This is a genomic window from Salinispora mooreana (assembly GCF_000379065.1).
Taxonomy (GTDB): Bacteria; Actinomycetota; Actinomycetes; order Mycobacteriales; family Micromonosporaceae; genus Micromonospora; species Micromonospora mooreana.
The window spans coordinates 1,100,735-1,119,113 of record NZ_KB900614.1; the positions used below are offsets into that span (position 1 = coordinate 1,100,735).

15 protein-coding genes are annotated in these 18,379 nt (G+C 71.1%); 3 read left to right on the top strand and 12 right to left on the bottom strand.

What is annotated here, in order from left to right:
• Positions 1 to 133: 133 nt before the first annotated feature.
• Positions 134 to 1,387 (top strand): phosphatidylserine decarboxylase, encoded by a 1,254-nt coding sequence (locus SALPAC6_RS0105195; protein WP_018252388.1) that lies wholly within the window; start codon positions 134 to 136, stop codon positions 1,385 to 1,387.
• A 76-nt stretch (positions 1,388 to 1,463) separates the two neighbouring features.
• Here the strand turns inward: SALPAC6_RS0105195 and SALPAC6_RS0105200 are convergent, their stop codons facing one another.
• The 3 genes from SALPAC6_RS0105200 to SALPAC6_RS0105210 form a co-directional block, all read right to left on the bottom strand.
• Positions 1,464 to 2,366 (bottom strand): CDP-alcohol phosphatidyltransferase family protein, encoded by a 903-nt coding sequence (locus SALPAC6_RS0105200; protein ID WP_018252389.1) that lies wholly within the window; start codon positions 2,364 to 2,366, stop codon positions 1,464 to 1,466.
• A gap of 459 nt (positions 2,367 to 2,825) precedes the next feature.
• On the bottom strand, positions 2,826 to 3,728 hold the full coding sequence (locus SALPAC6_RS0105205; RefSeq protein ID WP_033667121.1) for an NUDIX hydrolase: 903 nt from the start codon (positions 3,726 to 3,728) through the stop codon (positions 2,826 to 2,828).
• A gap of 101 nt (positions 3,729 to 3,829) precedes the next feature.
• A complete protein-coding gene (locus SALPAC6_RS0105210) occupies positions 3,830 to 4,777 on the bottom strand; it encodes an NUDIX domain-containing protein (RefSeq protein WP_018252391.1) in 948 nt (315 codons plus the stop codon).
• A gap of 144 nt (positions 4,778 to 4,921) precedes the next feature.
• Here SALPAC6_RS0105210 and SALPAC6_RS0105215 point away from each other — a divergent pair, with 144 nt between their 5' ends.
• The gene (locus SALPAC6_RS0105215; protein WP_026189340.1) at positions 4,922 to 5,236 is read left to right on the top strand and encodes a PspC domain-containing protein; all 315 of its coding nucleotides are present in this window, start codon (positions 4,922 to 4,924) and stop codon (positions 5,234 to 5,236) included.
• A gap of 7 nt (positions 5,237 to 5,243) precedes the next feature.
• Here SALPAC6_RS0105215 and guaA read toward each other — a convergent pair whose 3' ends face one another.
• The 5 genes from guaA to guaB all read right to left on the bottom strand — a co-directional run bounded on the left by guaA (position 5,244) and on the right by guaB (position 12,857).
• Positions 5,244 to 6,797, bottom strand: coding sequence for a glutamine-hydrolyzing GMP synthase (guaA, locus tag SALPAC6_RS0105220; RefSeq protein WP_020493541.1), 1,554 nt, complete (start codon positions 6,795 to 6,797; stop codon positions 5,244 to 5,246).
• A gap of 98 nt (positions 6,798 to 6,895) precedes the next feature.
• Positions 6,896 to 8,587, bottom strand: a complete 1,692-nt coding sequence (locus SALPAC6_RS0105225) for an FAD-dependent oxidoreductase (protein WP_018252394.1) — start codon at positions 8,585 to 8,587, stop codon at positions 6,896 to 6,898.
• A 43-nt stretch (positions 8,588 to 8,630) separates the two neighbouring features.
• On the bottom strand, positions 8,631 to 10,052 hold the full coding sequence (locus SALPAC6_RS0105230; protein ID WP_018252395.1) for a M1 family metallopeptidase: 1,422 nt from the start codon (positions 10,050 to 10,052) through the stop codon (positions 8,631 to 8,633).
• 49 nt (positions 10,053 to 10,101) lie between these two features.
• Positions 10,102 to 11,265, bottom strand: coding sequence for a GuaB3 family IMP dehydrogenase-related protein (locus tag SALPAC6_RS0105235; RefSeq protein ID WP_018252396.1), 1,164 nt, complete (start codon positions 11,263 to 11,265; stop codon positions 10,102 to 10,104).
• A 29-nt stretch (positions 11,266 to 11,294) separates the two neighbouring features.
• The gene (gene guaB / locus SALPAC6_RS0105240; protein ID WP_018252397.1) at positions 11,295 to 12,857 is read right to left on the bottom strand and encodes an IMP dehydrogenase; all 1,563 of its coding nucleotides are present in this window, start codon (positions 12,855 to 12,857) and stop codon (positions 11,295 to 11,297) included.
• 181 nt (positions 12,858 to 13,038) lie between these two features.
• Here guaB and SALPAC6_RS0105245 point away from each other — a divergent pair, with 181 nt between their 5' ends.
• Positions 13,039 to 13,446 carry a DUF5319 domain-containing protein gene (locus tag SALPAC6_RS0105245; RefSeq protein WP_018252398.1) on the top strand — a complete coding sequence of 136 codons (408 nt, stop codon included), beginning with the start codon at positions 13,039 to 13,041 and terminating at the stop codon, positions 13,444 to 13,446.
• A gap of 74 nt (positions 13,447 to 13,520) precedes the next feature.
• Here SALPAC6_RS0105245 and SALPAC6_RS0105250 read toward each other — a convergent pair whose 3' ends face one another.
• The 4 genes from SALPAC6_RS0105250 to groES form a co-directional block, all read right to left on the bottom strand.
• Entirely contained in the window at positions 13,521 to 14,327 is an 807-nt protein-coding gene (locus tag SALPAC6_RS0105250) for a response regulator transcription factor (RefSeq protein WP_018252399.1), read from the bottom strand.
• A 176-nt stretch (positions 14,328 to 14,503) separates the two neighbouring features.
• Complete coding sequence (locus SALPAC6_RS0105255; RefSeq protein WP_018252400.1) at positions 14,504 to 16,099, bottom strand: molybdopterin-dependent oxidoreductase; 1,596 nt, start codon at positions 16,097 to 16,099, stop codon at positions 14,504 to 14,506.
• Between the two features lie 127 nt (positions 16,100 to 16,226).
• The gene (groL, locus tag SALPAC6_RS0105260; RefSeq protein ID WP_018252401.1) at positions 16,227 to 17,858 is read right to left on the bottom strand and encodes a chaperonin GroEL; all 1,632 of its coding nucleotides are present in this window, start codon (positions 17,856 to 17,858) and stop codon (positions 16,227 to 16,229) included.
• A 70-nt stretch (positions 17,859 to 17,928) separates the two neighbouring features.
• Entirely contained in the window at positions 17,929 to 18,243 is a 315-nt protein-coding gene (gene groES, locus SALPAC6_RS0105265) for a co-chaperone GroES (protein ID WP_018222648.1), read from the bottom strand.
• Positions 18,244 to 18,379: the final 136 nt, after the last annotated feature.

The window sequence follows — 18,379 nt, forward strand, 5'->3', positions numbered from 1 at the left end:
GTGGTGCCCGCCCCGCCACACACTCGCCGGCTCGGCGCCGGCGGCCCGCAAGGGGCGACGCCGAGCCGACCCGACGCCGATCGCGCCGATGTCACCAACCCGTCGTCCCGCCCCCGTCAGGAGCCTGTCCGACATGACCCAGTCCCCCGCCGTGCTTCCCACCGGCCGCTCCGGTCCGGTCCGCATCGGCGAGCGCGCCGCCCGCGTCCTCGTCTCGGAACTTGCCCGGAGCAACGAGCCGAAGGCCGCCCTGCTGGTTGACGCCCACCCGGAGTCCCCGGTGCTCGCCGCGGCGATCGAGGCGCTGTTGCCCGGTGACTTGCTCACCGTCGTGCCGGCCGGGTGGTCGGACGCCGGGACGCTGCGCGAGCATGTGGCTGCCCAGGGGCCCTGGGTCACCGAGCGGATCCGGGTCGTTGACGCGCTGGCCGACGCCGAGGCCGCAGCAGTGGTGATCATCGGTGAACCGCTCACCGGGACGGTGGAGGAGACCCGTGCCACCCTCGACGGGCTCGGCAAGCACCTCGACAACGGAGCCACGGTGAGCGTCGCCACACCCGCCATCGCCAAGCGCACCGGCGGCGCGAGTGTCGAGCTGGACCGCCAGGCCGCGCTGTACGGCGTCGGTAGCGACCTGTTGCTGCGCAACAACCCGCCGCTGCGGGTGCACCGACTCCGCTTCAGCCCGGCCAACGCGGCGGAGGCGGCGGGGATGGCCCCGGCCTACCGGCCCTCCAGCGTGCCGCTGACCCGCACGATGCACATCGACAGCAACGGGGTGGCTGCCGCCGGGATCGCCCTCGGGCTGGCGGCGGTGGCCCGCGCCGCCCGGCCGAACTCGAAGCTGTGGCTGCTGCCGGCCCTCGCCGCCGCACCGGTCGCCGCCTTCTTCCGGGACCCGGAGCGGGAGGTGCCAGCAGATCCGTCCGCGGTGGTTGCCTCGGCCGACGGCAAGGTGCTCTCGGTACAACGGCTCTCCGACGAGCGGTTCGGCGACGGCGAGTGGCTGCGGATCGCCGTGTTCCTGTCGGTGCTCGACGTCCACGTCAACCGCTCCCCGGTGGCGGGCAAGGTGGTCGACTACTTCGTGACCGACGGCGGCTTCGCCAACGCGGCGAAGCCCGATGCGGAACACAATGTCGCCGCATACACGGTGTTGGACACCACCCACGGAACGGTGGTCGTGGCGCAACGTACCGGCTTGATCGCCCGGCGGATCGTGCAGCGCGCGCCCATCGGGTCACTACTCGCCAAAGGCGAGCGGTTTGGGCTGATCCGGTTCGGCTCCCGCACCGACGTCTACCTGCCGGCCGATGCGGCGCAGCCGCTGGTCGGGCCCGGCGACCGGGTCGTCGGTGGGTCGTCGGTGATCGCCCGCTGGCACTGACCGCGCCGCGCGACGGGGCGACGGAAGAAGCTGCGTGGGACGCCGTGGAACCACGGCGTCCCGTCGCGAAACCGGATCAGATGGTGCGGCGCTGCCGCAGCCAGAGCACCGGACCGCTGAGCAGGTAGCCCACCACGGCCAGGGCGAAGGTCAGCCGGACATCGACCAGCGCACCGACCAGCGGAGCCAGCCACACCCAGGGCGGCAGTTTCACCAGGCGAGCAAGCTTCACGTATGGAAAACTGGAGACCATCGCGAAGGCGAGCAGCGCCACCCCGCCGAGCAGGACCAGCCCGGACACCGGCAGCCCGATGGCAACAGTCAGGGCCAGCATGGCGGCGGCCACGGTGGTGGGCACACCGCAGAAGAAACGGCCGTCCTTCGGCGAGACGTTGAACCGGGCGAGGCGGATCGCGGCGCAGGACGCGACGAGCGCACAGGCCACCGCGGCGGCGGCCGGCGGCACCGAGCCGGCCAGTGAGGCGTACACCACGACCGGAGCGGCGAGGCCGAAGGAGCACATGTCGGCCAACGAGTCCATCTGGGCGCCGAACGGACTGGCCACGCCGAGTCGGCGGGCGAGGGCGCCATCGAGACCGTCGAAGGCGACGCAGGCGATCAGGCAGAGGGCTGCTGCCCGCACCTCACCCTGCATGGCCAGGAAGATCGCCAGCATGCCGAGGGTAAGACTGGCGAGGGTGCAGCCGTTGACCAGCACGAATTTCATCCGCCGGGCCGCTGTCCGCGCACCGGGGAGCAGCGGAATCGCGATCGCCGCCGCATCATCCACCGGCGGTACCGGGAGGACAGCGGGGCTGACCGGGACGATCGCCTCCACCTCGGCGTCGTACCGCGGGTAGCGGCGCTTGGGGAACCGGCGCTCGATCAGCGGCCGGTCAACACCGGCACGGCGGCCACCATCTTGGCGACCTGCCCGGACCCACAGCACCTGACGGGCGATCGTGCCGCTGCGCCGCAACGGACCTGCCCATCGACGCCCTGCAGGACGTGGACTGTCTGTCGTACGACGCCGGCGCCAGGGGGCTCTCGGCACGTTCCCTCCATCACCGGATCGGCCAACCGTCGCAACGGCGGGGTGTCCGGCTGTCTCGTGCCGGACCTTCTTGGCCCAGCAGCCGTTTTGCGGGGTACACCATCGCACAGGCAAACGGGGCTTGGCGATAGCTGCCGGTGGTACTTAAAAATCCCTTAAACCACGCGAAGTGTCCTCTTACTCCCAACCCGGATGGCATCGCCCGTTACACCGTTTACTCCCGCACCCAAATGTACCGGAGCTCAGCGGCGCCACCATGATGAGCACTCTTCAGCACCCGTAATGCCCTCATTGAACAGAAATTGAGGGGCCACACATCCACCCCTGTCTGGGGCCAACGCACCCCCACCGCGCCGCCCGCCGCGCCGCCCCGAACCGGGATGGTCAGCGGAGCTCAGCGACCATCCGGGCAGCGATGTCGCTGAGCCGCAGCCCCGCAAGCTCGGTGACGGTAAACCAGCTCGCCCGCGCGGTTGACCCCCCGGCCGGCTCCAGCACCCGTGCCTCAGTCGGCTCATCCACCACCACCGTGTAGATGGCCCGAACGGTGTGCCAGTCCAACGGGTGGCCCTCCGGCCCGACCGCCCCCGGGAGGTGAAGGCTGTCCACCCCGACCAACTCGACGACCCGGCCGACCTGACCGGACTCCTCCACCAGCTCGCGGAGCAGCCCCGTCTCCGGCGCCTCACCGTGGTCGGTGCCACCGCCGGGCAGGTGCCAGCTGCCAGCGCCCGGATAGCCCTCCGCGATCAGCGTCAGCAGCACCCGCCCAGCCGGGTCGGTGACCAGCCCGTACGCGCCGAACCGGTGCCGCCGAGCGGTCGACGCCGAGATCGTCGGTGCCGGAGCCGTCGGTGCCAGCGGCAGCACCCGGGACAACCCCGACGGCAGGGGTGTGCCCGGCCGGCCGAGTAGCTCCGCCGTGAACGGCATCACGGGCACCGCCGCCGCCGAGTCGGGCGTGAACCACCCCAGCCTGGCACCGCCCCGCTCCGGCGGGAACACCTCCCCCGTCGTCGCGGCCACGTCGAACACCAGCCGGTCGGTGTGCAGCCCGGCTCCGGCGGCGAGGGAGGCCACATCAGCTACCGCCGCCCGGATCCCGGCCACCGTCACGGCCAACCCGGTCTCCTCGGTGAACCCGCGGACGACCGCGGCGGCGGGATGCTCGGCGTGCCGAAGGCCGCCGCCCGGCAGCCGCCAGGCACCCCGATCCGGGCGCTCGTCCCCGCCCTGTACGAGTAGCACCTGCCCGCCGTCATCCCGCAGCACCCCATATGCCGCCATCCGCCGCTGCTGCTGCTGCACCCTGCCCCCGCCCGTGCCGAATCAATGAGACCTTGTCGCCGCGATCCGACGATAGCTTCGGGAACGCCAGACTGGGGCGGTCAGGTCAGCCGGGCGGCCTGGACCGCCTCGGCCGTCACCTCGGTCAGCCGATCGACCGGAAGGGCGCCCAGCTCCTCCTTTGCGAACCAGCGGGCCTCGCAGGTGGACCCACCGACGTCGATCACGGTGGGCGGGGCGGGGCGGTCAACCACAACCCGGTAGAAGGCGCGAACCCCGTGCCAGTCGATCGGGTAGCCCTCCGGGCCGAGTGAGGCCGCGTCCCGGTGACTCGCCACGCCAAGTAGCTCGACCAACCGCCCGGTCTGCCCGGTCTCCTCAACCAACTCACGGATGAGGGCCGCGCCCGGCTGCTCACCGTAGTCCGTGCCGCCACCCGGCAGGTGCCAGCAGCCGGCACCCGGATACCCGTCCGAGACCCGGGTGAGCAAGACCCGCTCGTCTGGGTCGGTGACGACCGCGTACGCGGCGAAGCGCTGCGCCCGGTGCAGGCCGTCCGGCCCCTCGACCGCGTAGAAGGAGGGGAACTCGGGCGGCTCCTCCGGCACGATGTCCGCCGACGAGGCGGGTAGGCCGAGGGCCCGTGCCGTGAACGAGCGCAGGGGCAGCTCGCAGGCCTGCTCGAGGGTGAACCAGCGGGCCAGGTCGGTGGGCTGGTCAACGCGGTCGGCGAGCGTCCCGCCCCGCACTGACACCTGGTAGAGCAGACGATCGGTGTGGATCGTGATTTTCCGCTCGGGCAGCGCTCGCATGTCGGCGAGCACGTCGGTGAGGATGGCGACACTGACCGACAGCCCGGTCTCGGCGGCGGTCTCCCGCACGACCGTGTCGCAGGGGTCCTCCCCGTGGTCGACCGCGCCCCCGGGCAGCGACCACGTACCGGGTGTGCCGGAGCGCTGCGAGGCACGGACCAGCAGCACCTGACCGACCGAGTTAGTACAAACCGCGTACGCCGCAATCCTACGAAGCGGCTCCAGCATGAGGGTCACAGAGCCAAATTCTCCCCGCTCCCCGCCACCGACGCCGAAAAGGGTCGGATTCATGACTCGCGGCTCTCGGGTGCGGGGCAGATCAGGGTAAGGCTCCGGGAAATCACCGAGGTCGACCGGAGTGGGGCGACGCACCATGAGGAGATGACAAGCACCGGAACTCCCCGGCCCCCGTACAGACAGCTCCGTCGCCCCACCACCGACCGGATGATCGCCGGGGTGGCCAGTGGCGTCGGCCGCTACTTCAACGTCGACCCCACGCTGGTTCGGGTCGTCTTCGCGGTGACCGGCCTACTCACCGGCGGGATCGCGGCGCTCGCGTACCCGATCATGTGGTTTCTGATTCCGGTGGAGCCGGCGGACGCGCCGGCCTGGCCGCACCCGGTAGCACCCGGGGCGACCACCACCCCCACCTGGCCGGGGCCAGGGTCACAGCCGCCGGCTCCCCCCGTCAGGTGAGCGCGACTCACTCCCACTCGATGGTGCCCGGCGGCTTGCTGGTGACATCCAACGCCACCCGGTTCACCTCGGCAACCTCGTTGGTGATCCGGGTGGAGATCCGAGCGATCAGGTCATACGGCAGCCGCGACCAGTCGGCCGTCATCGCGTCCTCGCTGGAGACCGGGCGGAGCACCACGGGATGCCCGTAGCTACGTCCGTCTCCCTGCACACCCACACTGCGTACGTCGGCCAGGAGAACCACCGGGAACTGCCACACGCCCCGGTCCAGGCCAGCAGCGCTGAGCTCCTGCCGGGCGATGAAGTCGGCCCGGCGGAGCACGTCGAGCCGCTCGCGGTCCACCGCACCGATGATCCGGATCGCGAGCCCCGGCCCGGGGAACGGGTGCCGCCAGACCATCGCCTCCGGCAGGTCGAGCTGGAGGCCGAGTGCGCGGACCTCGTCCTTGAAGAGCGTACGCAGCGGCTCGACCAGGGAAAATCCAAGATCCTCCGGAAGCCCGCCGACGTTGTGATGGCTCTTGATGCTGGCCGTGCCCGCGCCACCGCCGGACTCCACCACGTCCGGATAGAGGGTGCCCTGCACCAGGAACTCCACGTCGCCGTGGGCGGCGATGTCCCGGGCAGCGGCCTCGAACGTCCGAATGAACTCCCGGCCGATGATCTTGCGCTTCCGCTCCGGATCGGTCACCCCGGCCAGCGCGGTCAGGAACTGGTCCGCCGCGTCGACCACCCGCAGCTTGATTCCGGTGGCGGCGACGTAGTCCTTCTCCACCTGCTCGGCCTCGCCCGCGCGAAGCAGACCGTGGTCAACGAAGACGCAGGTCAACTGGTCGCCGATGGCCCGGTGCACCAGCGCCGCGGCGACCGCGGAGTCAACGCCACCGCTGAGACCGCAGATGACCTCCTTGGTACCGACCTGTTCCCGGATCCGGGCCACCTGCTCGTCGATGATGTTCTCCGGCGTCCAGGTGGGCTCGATGCCGGCGATGTCGTAGAGGAAACGGGTCAATATCTCCTGGCCGTGCGCCGTGTGCCCGACCTCCGGGTGGAACTGCACCCCGACCCGTCGCCCGGCCCGATCCTCGAAGGCCACCACCGGGGCGCCCGCCGACTCGGCGGTCACCGCGAAGCCGGCCGGCGCCTCCGTCACACAGTCGCCGTGGCTCATCCAGACCGAAAGATCACCAGGGAGATCACGCAGCAGCACCCCGGGTTCCGACCGCGGGCGCAGCACAGTGCCGCCGTACTCCCCATTGCCGGTCCTCGCGACCGTGCCCCCGAGTGCCTGCGCCATCACCTGGAAGCCGTAACAGATGCCGAAGACCGGCACCCCGGCGTCGAACACCCCGGCGTCGATACCCGGCGCGCCGGGCGCGTAGACGCTGGACGGGCCACCCGAGAGGATGATCGCTGCCGGGTCCTTCGCCAGCATCTCGGCCACCGACATCGTGTGCGGGACGATCTCCGAGTAGACCCGGGCCTCCCGTACGCGACGTGCGATGAGCTGGGCGTACTGGGCTCCGAAGTCCACCACTAGGACAGGGCGCGGGGTGCTCATGTGCAGAAAGCCTACCCACCGACACGCCCGACGCCGACCCGGGACCCGAGTCGGCGAAGCGGCCCCGCCGACCGCGCCGCGCCGCGGTCCCGCCGGCGCTACCGCAGCGCACCGGGGGCGTCAGCTGGCACCGCCGGATGACGTGGAGCCACCGCGGGCAGCCGGACGTACCGGGAGCCGAGCGGAGGGCGGGGATCCGGGTCCCCCTGGTTCGGCCAGAACGACATGGCCCGCTCGGCCTGAGCGGTGATGGTCAGACTCGGGTTCACCCCGAGATTGGCCGAGACTGCCGCGCCGTCAACGACGTGCAGCCCGGGGTGCCCGTACACCCGTTGCCACGGGTCCACCACACCGTCCTCCTCGGTGGCGCCGATCACCGCGCCGCCCAGGAAGTGCGCGGTCACCGGGACATTGAACGGTTCGGTGAGCGAACCACCCGGCACCCCGTCGATCTCCTCGGCCAGAAGCCGAACCGCCCGGTTGCCGGCCGGTATCCAGGTCGGGTTCGGCTCCCCGTGACCCGGTTCGCAGACGAGTCGACGACCGCCGAGCCCGCGACGTAGCCGGGTGGTCAACGAGTTGTCCGCCGACTGCATGACCAGGGCGATCACCGTACGCTCGGACCAGTTGCGGACCGACAGCATCCCCGCCGCAGCACGTGGCTGCCGCACGAGATTGCCCAGCCAGCGACGTACCCGACGAGGGCCGCCGTCCACCAACAGAGACTGGAGCAGCCCCATCGCGTTCGAGCCCCGGCCATAGCGGACCGGTTCGATGTGGGTCTGCGGATCGGGGTGGAACGAACTCGTGATCGCCACCCCTTCGGTGAAGTCGATCCCCGCCTCCCGCGCCGACCGCCGGGGCACCGACGCGCCGAGAATCGCCTCCGAGTTGGTTCGGGTCAACACTCCAAGGCGGGACGAGAGCCGTGGCAGAGCCCCAGCCACCTTCATCCCGTGCAGCAGGCGCTGGGTACCCAACGCGCCGGCGGCGAAGACCACCTGGTCGGCGTGGATCACCTGCGAGCGCCCAGGCAGCCAGGAGCCGGTACGCCGGGTGTGCACCGTGTACCCGCCCCCCTCGACCGGCACAACGGCGGTCACGGTCGTCAACGGATGCACCCGCGCGCCGAGCCGCTCAGCCAGCCACAGGTAGTTCTTGGCCAGCGTGTTCTTCGCGCCAAGCCGACACCCCGTCATGCAGGCACCGCAGTGCGTGCAGCCGGTTCGCTCCGGCCCCGCCCCGCCGAAGTACGGATCGGGCACCCGCTGACCCGGCCGGCCGAGGTACACCCCGACCGGGGTGGCCCGGAAGGTGTGTCCGACCCCCATCCGCTCCGCCACCGACCGCATCGCCCGGTCCGACCCGGTGGTTTCCGGGTAGGTGGTGACGCCGAGCATTCGCTTCGCCTGATCGAAGTGGCGGGTCAACTCCTCCCGCCAGTCGGTGATGTCCCGCCACTGCGGGTCCTCGTAGAAGGCGTCCAGCGGCTCGTACAGGGTGTTCGCGTAGACCAGGGAGCCGCCGCCCACTCCAGCCCCGGAGAGCACCAGCACGCCACCAGACCGGCGCTGGCCCGCCCGCAACAGCGTGATCCGCTGTAGGCCGTAACAGCCCAGGATCGGCGCCCAGACGAAGCGACGCAGCCGCCAGGACGTCTGCGGGAAGTCACCGTCGGCGAAGCGTCGGCCCGCCTCCAGCACCCCGACTCGGTAGCCCTTCTCCGCCAGCCGCAGCGCGGCGACACCACCGCCGAAACCGGACCCAATGACAACCACGTCGTACCGCATATACGTATCATTACCGACCAGTAACAATCGCGCCAGAGGTAGCTCAGCCCGATTCGGGGATGGCGGGCCGGGTGATGCCGGAGAGCCAGGCGTCGAAGAGACCGTCGAGCTGCTCCCCACCGACCCGCTCGGCCAGCTCGATGAAGTCATCGGTGGTGCCGTTGCCGTCGCGCCGCTCGGCCGTCCAGGCTCGCAGGATGGCGAAGAAGGCGTCGTCGCCGACCGCCCGCCGCAACGCGTGCACGGTCAGCGCCCCGCGCTGGTAGACGGCGGTACCGAACATCTGATCTGGCCCCGGGTCCAGGGCCGGCCGCGACCAGTCCGTCACCGCGTACCGGTCTTCGAAGGTGCGCTGCACCGACCGACCCCCCTGGTGCTCCTCCCAGAGCCACTCGGCGTAGGTGGCGAAGCCCTCATTCAGCCAGATGTCCCGCCACCGGGTTACCGCCACGCTGTCGCCGAACCACTGGTGTGCCAGTTCGTGGACAACCACCCCGAAATTGGGCCGTCCGCTGCGAAAGAAGCCGGGGCCGTACACGGGGCGGGACTGTGTCTCCAACGCGTACCCCACCCGTGGGTCGACGACCACCACCCCGCCGTAGGAGTCGAACGGGTACGGCCCGAAGTGGTGGGCCAGGAAGTCGGCGATCTCGCCGGTACGGGCCAGCGAGACGGCCTCCGGGCTGGTCTCCGCGAGCTGCTCCGGCACGGCGGTGACCATCGGCTTCCCAGCGTGGGTGCTGGTCTCCACCCGGTACGCGCCGATCACCAAGGTGGTCAGGTAGCTCGCCATCGGGGCCCGTTGCGCCCAGCGCCAGGTGGTTCGGCCACCGGCGCTGCTCCGTTCCCCGGGAACCCCGTTGCTCAGCGCGGCGAGCCCGTCCGGGACGGTGACCTCGATGTCGTACGTCGCCTTGTCGCTCGGATGGTCGTTCACCGGAAACCAGGCGGCGGCCGAGTAGGGCTGGCCGAGCGCGATCGCGCCGTCCTCGGTGTGCAGGAAACCGCCGCCGCCCAGCGGCCCGTTCGGCCGGGTGCCGGGGCTGCCGGCGTACTCGACCGCGACGGTGAACCGGCTGCCCTCGGCCAACCCCCGCGCCGGCGTCACCACCAGTTCGTCGCCGTCGCGACGGTGCCGGGCCCGGTCCCCATCCACCCCGACCGCCGTGACCTCCAGACCCTGCAGGTCCAGGTGGAACCGGGACAACGGCTGGGTGGCGACAGCGGTGACCGCCGCCCGCCCCCGGAGCCGGTCGCTGGCCGGGTCGTAGTCGACGGCGAGCCGGTAGTGCTCCACGTCGTATCCCCCGTTGCCCGCACCCGGCACGTACGGGTCACCCAGGTCGGCAGCGCCCGGGCGGAAGTCGCCGCCCGGGTCCGCCGAAGAGCAGCCGGTGAGCAGGGTCGCCGCCACGACGACAGCGGCGGCGAGGCCGGGTCGAACCCGGGCAGAGGTGGACCGCACCGGTCGAGCCTAACCACCTGATCGGTGCGACGACGCCCCTCCGCGCCGCCTAACGATCCAGGACCAGGCCGACCTTCTGGAACTCCTTGAGGTCCCGGTAGCCACACTTGGCCATCGCCCGGCGCAGCCCGCCGAAGAGGTTGAGCTGGCCATCCGGCTCGTCGGCCGGGCCGTACAGCAGCCGTTCCATCGAACCGACCGGCTCGCCGGCGACCTCGAAGGCACCCCGGGGCAGCGACGGGTGGCTGGCGGCCGAGTGCCACCAGGCGCCGCCGGCCGGCGCCTCCGGGCAGAGCGAGAGCGGCTCCCCCAGCATCACCGCGTCGGCGCCGCAGCCAAGCGCCTTGGCGATGTCACCGGACGTCCGGATGTCGCCGTCGGCGATCAGGTGGACGTAGCGGCCGCCGGTCTCGTCCAGGTAGTCCCGGCGCGCCGCCGCGGCGTCGGCGATCGCGGTGGCCATCGGCACCCGGATACCAAGCACCGATTCGGTGGTTGACCAGTCGTCGCCGCCGATCCCCACGATCACCCCGGCGGCGCCGGTGCGCATCAGGTGCAGGGCGGTCTTGTAGTCGGTGCAGCCGCCGACGACCACCGGTAGGTCGAGGTCGGCGATGAACTCCTTGAGGTTCAGCGGCTCGTCGGTGGTGGAGACGTGCTCGGCGGAGACGATGGTGCCCTGGATCACCAGGATGTCCACCCCGGCGTCGAGGATCACCGGGGCGAGCGCCAGGGTGTGCTGCGGCGAGACGCGTACCGCCACGGTCTGGCCGCCGGCCCGCAGCTCACGAACCCGCTCGGCGATCAGGTCCGCGCGGATCGGCTCGGCGTACACCTCCTGAAGCCGCCGGGTGTGCCGCAGCCCGGTCGCGCCGGGGCGGGTGGGGCGGGGCGACCGGCCCGTGCCGTCCTCGCCCAGGCTGGCCAGCTCCTCCAGCACCTTCGTCGGGTCCTCGTACCGGGTCCAGAGACCCTCCACGTTGAGCACACCGAGGCCGCCGAGTTGGCCGAGCCGCACCGCCGAGGCCGGGCTCATCGTCGCGTCGGAGGGGTGACCGACGCAGGGGATGCCGAACGGGTACGCGTCGAGCTGCCAGGCCGTCGACACGTCGTCAACGTCCCGGGTGCGGCGGCTCGGCACGATCGCGATGTCGTCCAGGTGATAGCCGCGCTGCGCGGTCTTGCCCAGCCCGATCTCGACCACGTCTCGCATGGGAACTCCAGACGGTAGGGGGTGATGGGTCAGCGGGTTTGGTAGTTGGGTGCCTCAGCGACCATCTGGATGTCGTGTGGGTGGCTCTCCTTGAGCCCGGCCGCGGTGATCCGAATGAGCTGTCCGCGTCGGTGCAGCTCGGAAACGCTCTCCGCCCCGGCGTACCCCATCGCCAGGCGCAACCCGCCGACCAGCTGGTGGGCTACCTGGGCGAGCGGCCCCCGGTATGGCACCTGGCCCTCGACGCCCTCGGGGACAAGCTTCTCGTCGCTGGTGACATCCTGCTGGAAGTAGCGGTCCTTCGAGTACGACCGGACCTGGCCCCGGGATTGCATCGCGCCCAGCGAGCCCATCCCCCGGTATGCCTTGTACTGCTTGCCGTTGATGAAGATCAGCTCACCGGGGCTCTCCGCACAGCCGGCGAGCAGGCCGCCCAGCATCACCGTGTCGGCGCCGGCCACGAGCGCCTTGGCGATGTCGCCGGAGTACTGGATGCCGCCGTCCCCGATGACCGGAACACCGGCCGGTCGGGCTGCCCGAGCCGCCTCCATGATCGCGGTCACCTGCGGCACGCCGACGCCGGCCACGATCCGCGTCGTGCAGATCGCCCCCGGCCCGACCCCCACCTTGACCCCGTCCACACCGGCCTCGACGAGCGCCTTCGCCCCCGCGTAGGTGGCGACGTTACCGCCGACGACATCGACGCGGACATCCTTCTTGATCCGGGCGACCATCTCCAGCACAGAACGTTGGTGGCCGTGCGCGGTGTCCACGATCAGCACGTCCACGCCGGCGTCCACCAGGGCGCGCGCCCGCTTGTACGCGTCCTCACCCACGCCGACGGCGGCGGCGACGCGAAGCCGACCGGCGGAGTCCTTGGTGGCGTTCGGGTACTGCTCGCTCTTGGTGAAGTCCTTGACGGTGATCAGGCCCCGCAGCTTGCCGGTGCCGTCAACGATCGGCAACTTCTCGACCTTGTGCTGGCGCAGCAGGCCGAGCGCGTCGTCCTTGCTGACGCCGACCGGGGCGGTGATCAGCGGGGTCCGGGTCATGATCTCGCTGACCGGCGTGGCCGGGTCGGAGACGAAGCGCATGTCGCGGTTGGTGACGATGCCGACCAGCTGCCCGTCGCCGTCAACCACCGGCACGCCGGAGATCCGGTACTGCCCACAGAGCGCGTCCACGTCCTGGAGGGTGTCGTTCGGGCCGGCGGTCACCGGATTGGTGATCATGCCCGACTCGGAGCGCTTCACCAGGTCGACCTGGAGCGCCTGGTCCTCCACGGAGAGATTGCGGTGGAGCACGCCGATGCCGCCCTGGCGAGCCATGGCGATCGCCATCCGGCCCTCCGTGACCGTGTCCATCGCACTGGACAGCAGGGGGATGTTCAGCTCGATGGTGCGGGTGAGCTTCGTGCGGGTGTTCACCCGGCTCGGCACGACATCCGACTCGCCCGGCTGGAGCAGCACATCGTCGAAGGTCAGCCCGAGTGGAACCACCCGCGCCGAACCGGCGGGCAACTCCGGCAGGTGACCGCCCAGCTCACCGATTTCGGTGTCGGTCGGCTGAACTGTGCTGGGCGAATTTTCCACGATTGCTCCCCTGAGCTGGTCGAACGGGCTTCAGCGAGGTGGGCGGGCGGGCACCGGCAGAAACCGGGTAGCGGCGCTTCGCCCCATCGTACCCATCGGCTGGCCGCGCCCCCGTTGCCGGCGGGCAGGTCGGGTACGCCCAGGGCGGGCGGCGATCGGGCGTTGGGTCTACGGTGAGGGGGTGCACGACGAGCCCATCGATCCCTTCAATGGAGACCCGGCCGACTCGACGGCGGGCCAACCCGATTCCGGCGACGCTGAGCTCGACCCACTGAGCGATGTCGAGCGGCAGGAGGTGCTGGAGGACCTCGCCGACCTGGAGATCTACCAGGCACTGCTGGCGCCGATCGGGGTACGCGGTCTGGTGATCAAGTGCGAGGACTGCCGGGAGCCGCACTACTTCGGCTGGGATCTACTTCGCGGTAACCTGCGTCACCTGCTCAGCTCCGGGCACCCCCGGGTGCACGAGCCGGCGTACGACCCCGATCCGGATCACTATGTGACCTGGGACTACGCGCGCGGGTACGCCGACGGGGTGCACGACACCCTGAGCGAGGGCAGCGACGAGGAACCGAACTCCAACCGCTGATCCGGGCGCTCGTCCGGCGTCCCGGGCTGATCGTCCGGCGTCCCGGGCTGATCGACCGACACGTCAACGACGCATCAGGCGACCAGCCCGGCGCGGAAGCCGGCGGCGACGGCGTGGGCCCGATCCCGGGCGCCGAGCTTGCGGAAGAGTCGTCGGGCGTGGGTCTTCACCGTGTCCTCGGAGACGAACAGCTCGCGGCCGATCTCGGCGTTGCTCTTGCCCTCGGCCATGCCCAGGAGAACCTGTAGCTCCCGTTCGGTCAGCCCGACCGCTGGCCGTGCCTCCCGAGCTGGGCCGCCGGCGGGCACCGCGGCGGGCTCAGCCGCCGGGTCGGCAGGGTCGTCGCCGCGCTGCGCCGGTACGACCGTGGGCGCCCCACCAGCCCCCTCGACGGCCCCAGCCGGCCAACCCGACGGCGGGTCGGCGGGAGCCCGGCCGCCGGGGGTAGCGCGGACCGACCCGCCCACCGAGGCCGCGTCCCGCGCCGGGTCGACCCGGTGGCGGTTGGCCCGCCCGGGGCCGGAGAGCAGCAGCAACGCCTTCGCCACCGAGCTGGTGAGGTCGTGGTCGGCACCCTGAATCAGCCCCCGGGCACCCGCGCTGATCGTCGCCGCCGCCGACTCAGACTCCTCGGCTCCCAGCAGCACCACCGCCGCCTGCGGTGCCCGGGCCAGGACCCGGCGAACGAAACCCGCGCTGTCTGGCCGGGTCAGCGCCGTATCAACAAGCACCACATCGGCGGGGCGTTCGGCGAGCCGCAGCATCACCTCAGGGTCGGAGACGGCAGTCCGTACCGCCCCGGATAGCCCCAGCCGCGCCGCGGCGGAGGTCAGGTGTTGCGCCGCCAAGGGCGTCCGAACGCACACGAGAACCGTACGCACAGTGGTCTCCTCTCCGTCAACGAGCAGACCATGACGGAGTCCGGTCGGGAGGGGGTTCCCGCCAATCCTTCGAACTTTTCCGACAGTTGGGGCATTTGCCGCTAGTTGTCCGAGGTTCCCGGTCCTGGGGTGTACATCACGCCACCCCGCGACGGAGTCGGCGTACGTCGCGCGGGTCAGCCAACCGTGACGCGCACCGTGTGCCAACCGGTCGCACCGTCCGGAGCCACCGGCGTGCTCTGGCTGGTCTGCGTCTCACCGGTCATGTCGGTGGCCCGAACCTGAAGCGCGTGCTCCCCCGGTGTCGCGTCCCACCGCCACGACCACTGCACCCAGGTATCCACCGAGACCGTCCGCGCGAGGTCGGCCTCCCGCCAGGGCCCCTCGTCCACCCGGACCTCCACCCGCCGGACGCCCCGGTGCTGCGCCCAGGCGACACCGGCGACAACCACCTCCCCCGCCACCAACCGGCTCCGCCGACGGGGCGTGTCGATCCGCGACTGGGTCTTCACCGGGCCCTGCGCCGACCAGCCGCGCGGCACCCAGTACGCGTCGAAGTCCGCGAAGCTGGTCAGCTCCAGCTCGGTGACCCACTTACAGGCCGACACGTAGCCGTACAGGCCCGGCACCACCATCCGGACCGGGAAGCCGTGCTCGACCGGCAGCGGCTCACCGTTCATACCGACCGCCAGCAGCGCGTCCCGGCCGTCCCGCAGCACCGCCGTGGGGGTGCCGCAGGTCCAGCCGTCAACCGACCGCCCGACCACCTGGTCCGCGCCCGACAGCGGATCCGCCTCGGCCAACAGCTCCCGCAGCGGCACCCCCAGCCAGCGGGCGTTGCCGATCAGGTCACCGCCGACCTCGTTCGACACACAGGCCAACGTGACATACCGCTCGACCAGCGGCCGGGCCAGCAGGTCGGCGAAGCTGAGGGTGATCGGGTTACGGACCCGGCCGTGGATGCGCAACTGCCAGGTGGCCGGATCCACCTGTGGCACCACCAGGGCGGTGTCGATCCGGTAGAAGGTGGATCTGGGCGTGACATAGGGGGCGAGCTGGGCCAGTTTCAGATCGGCGCCGGCCGGCACCGCGGAGGCCGGCGATGCCGGGGCGGGCAGCACGACCGCCGCGCGGGCCACCGACACTCCCCGCCGGCCGCTCCACCATCGGCCGCCGACACCGGCCGCCCCCGCCGCACCGAGCAGCAGCCCACTCGCGGTGAGGAACCGTCGCCGGGACTCCGGGCTCGGCCCCACGGTCTGCTTCCGGTCGGCCAACGCAGCCACCGGCGCACCGGAATCGGCCGGTGGGGTGGGGGCGGACCAGGGCCATGGATCCAACTCCAACGGGCCCTGGATGAACGCCCAGAGCACCAACGCGCCGAGGCTGCCCCCGGCCAGCGCCGGCAGGGCGTCGGCGAGATCCGCACCGGCCCGGGTCAGGGCCGCGAACGCCCCCAGCGCCGTGAACGCCGTGACACCGGCCAGCCCGTACGCCAGGTGCCGCCGGGACAGTACGCCGAGCAGCGCGGCGAAGCTGGCCAGCAGCAGGGCCGTCCCCACCAGCAGAGCAACCTTGTCGTAGCTGCCGAAGAGCGCGATGCCGAACTGTGCGAGTGGCTCCGGCACGGTGTCGACCACCAGGCCGCCGACGGCTACCAGGGGAGCGGAACGGGGGCCGGTCACTACCGCGACAAGCTCCGCCGTGCCGATCGCCACCGCAGCGGCGATCACCCCGGCCAGCGCGGCGTGGGGACGGGTCGTACTGGTCACGCGGACCAGTGTTTCCAATCTCGGTCCGCGCCGGTAGTCACGTCAGCGTTCCGTAAGCAGTCCGGAAGACGCGTCGGGGCGCGTCGCCACCGTGGACGACGCGCCCCGACCGAGCGTCCGGCGTGGGTCAGAAACCCGGGCCGTGCTGGTGACCGTGGCCGTGGCCAGCCGCGGCCGGCTCCGGCTCCTGCGGCTTGTCCACCACGAGGCTCTCGGTGGTGAGCAGCAGGCCCGCGATCGACGCGGCGTTGGCGACCGCGTTGCGGGTCACCTTCACCGGGTCGAGAATGCCGGCCTTGGCCAGGTCGACGTACTCGCCCGTTGCCGCGTCAAGGCCGTGGCCCCAGTCCTTGTTGACGACCTTCTGCACCACCACGTAGCCGTCGTGGCCAGCGTTCTGGGCGATCCAGCGCAGCGGCTCGACCAGCGCCTTGCGCACGATCGAGACGCCGACCTTCTCGTCCCCGACGAGGCCGAGGTCATCGTCGAGCGCCGGCAGGACCTGGGCCAGGGCGGCACCGCCGCCGGGCACCGTGCCCTCCTCGACCGCGGCCTTGGTGGCGGCGATGGCGTCCTCGATGCGGTGCTTGCGCTCCTTCATCTCGACCTCGGTCGCCGCACCCGCCCGGATCACGGCGACGCCGCCGGAGAGCTTGGCCAGCCGCTCGGCGAGCTTCTCCCGGTCCCACTCGGAGTCCGAAGCCTCGATCTCCTTGCGGATCTGGGCGACCCGGTCCGCGGCGTCGGCGGCCTTGCCGCCGCCGTCAACGACGGTGGTGTTCTCCTTGTCGACCACCACCCGGCGGGCCGTGCCGAGCACCTCCAGCCCAACCTGGTCCAGCTTGTAGCCCAGCTCCGGGGCGACCAGCTCGGCACCGGTCAGGATCGCCATGTCCTGCAGCATCGCCTTGCGGCGGTCGCCGAAGCCGGGAGCCTTCACCGCGCAGACCTTCATGGTCTTGCGGAGCGCGTTGACCACCAGCGTGGACAGCGCCTGGCCCTCGACGTCCTCGGCGATGATGAGCAGCGGCTTGCTGTCCTGGAGAACCTTCTCCAGCAGCGGCAGCAGCTCCTCGATCGCCGAGATCTTCTGCGTGGTGATGAGGATGTACGGGTCCTCCAGGACCGACTCCTGCCCCTCCGCGTCAGTGACGAAGTTGGGCGAGATGAAGCCCTTGTCGAACTGGAGACCCTCGGTCACGTCCAGCTCGGTGGCGAGGGTGGAGCCCTCCTCGACGGTGATGACACCGTCGCGGCCGACCCGCTCCATCGCCTCGGCGATGAGCTCACCGATCGTGGAGTCCTGCGCGGAGACGGTCGCGACGTGCGCGATCGCCGCCTTGTCCGACACCTCGACGGCCTTGCCGAGCAGCGCCTCGGAGACCTTGGTGGCCGCCGCGTCGATGCCCCGCTTGAGGCCGGTCGGGTTGGCGCCGGCCGCCACGTTACGCAGGCCCTCCCGGACCAGCGCCTGGGCCAGCACGGTGGCGGTGGTGGTCCCGTCGCCGGCGACGTCGTTGGTCTTGGTCGCCACCTCCTTGACCAGCTGCGCGCCGAGGTTCTCGTGCGGGTCGGTGAGTTCGATCTCCTTGGCGATCGTCACGCCGTCGTTGGTGATCGTGGGTGCACCAAACTTTTTGTCCAGGACGACGTTGCGCCCGCGGGGGCCGAGGGTGACCTTGACCGCATCCGCGAGGGCGTTGACACCGTGCTCCAGCTGGTGCCGAGCGTCGTCCGAGAAGCTCAGGATCTTCGCCATGAATGTCCCTTCGAAGCGTCGTCGCCCCGGCCCGGCGAGCCGGACCGGGGCGACGACACTGCTCGGTTACCTACTTCTCGATGACCGCGAGGACGTCGCGGGCGGAGAGCACCAGGTACTCCTCGCCGGCGTACTTGACCTCGGTGCCGCCGTACTTCGAGTAGAGGACGGTGTCGCCGACCTTGACGTCGATCGGCACGCGGTTGCCCTTGTCGTCGATCCGGCCCGGGCCGACAGCGAGGACGGTGCCCTCCTGCGGCTTCTCCTTGGCGGTGTCGGGAATCACGATGCCCGACGCCGTGGTGGTCTCAGCCTCATTCGCCTGGACCACGATGCGGTCCTCAAGCGGCTTGATCGCAACCTTGGTCGCGGTAGTCACGGGCATACCCTCCTGGGGTACTTGGTGTCGTTACCGACCGGCAAACCGGCCAGCTCAATCTGCCACATGCCACCGGGCGGGGCCGTCGTCGCGGGTGCCGGTCCGCCTGGCGTTAACCTGCCGGGCACCAGGGCCCGAAGGT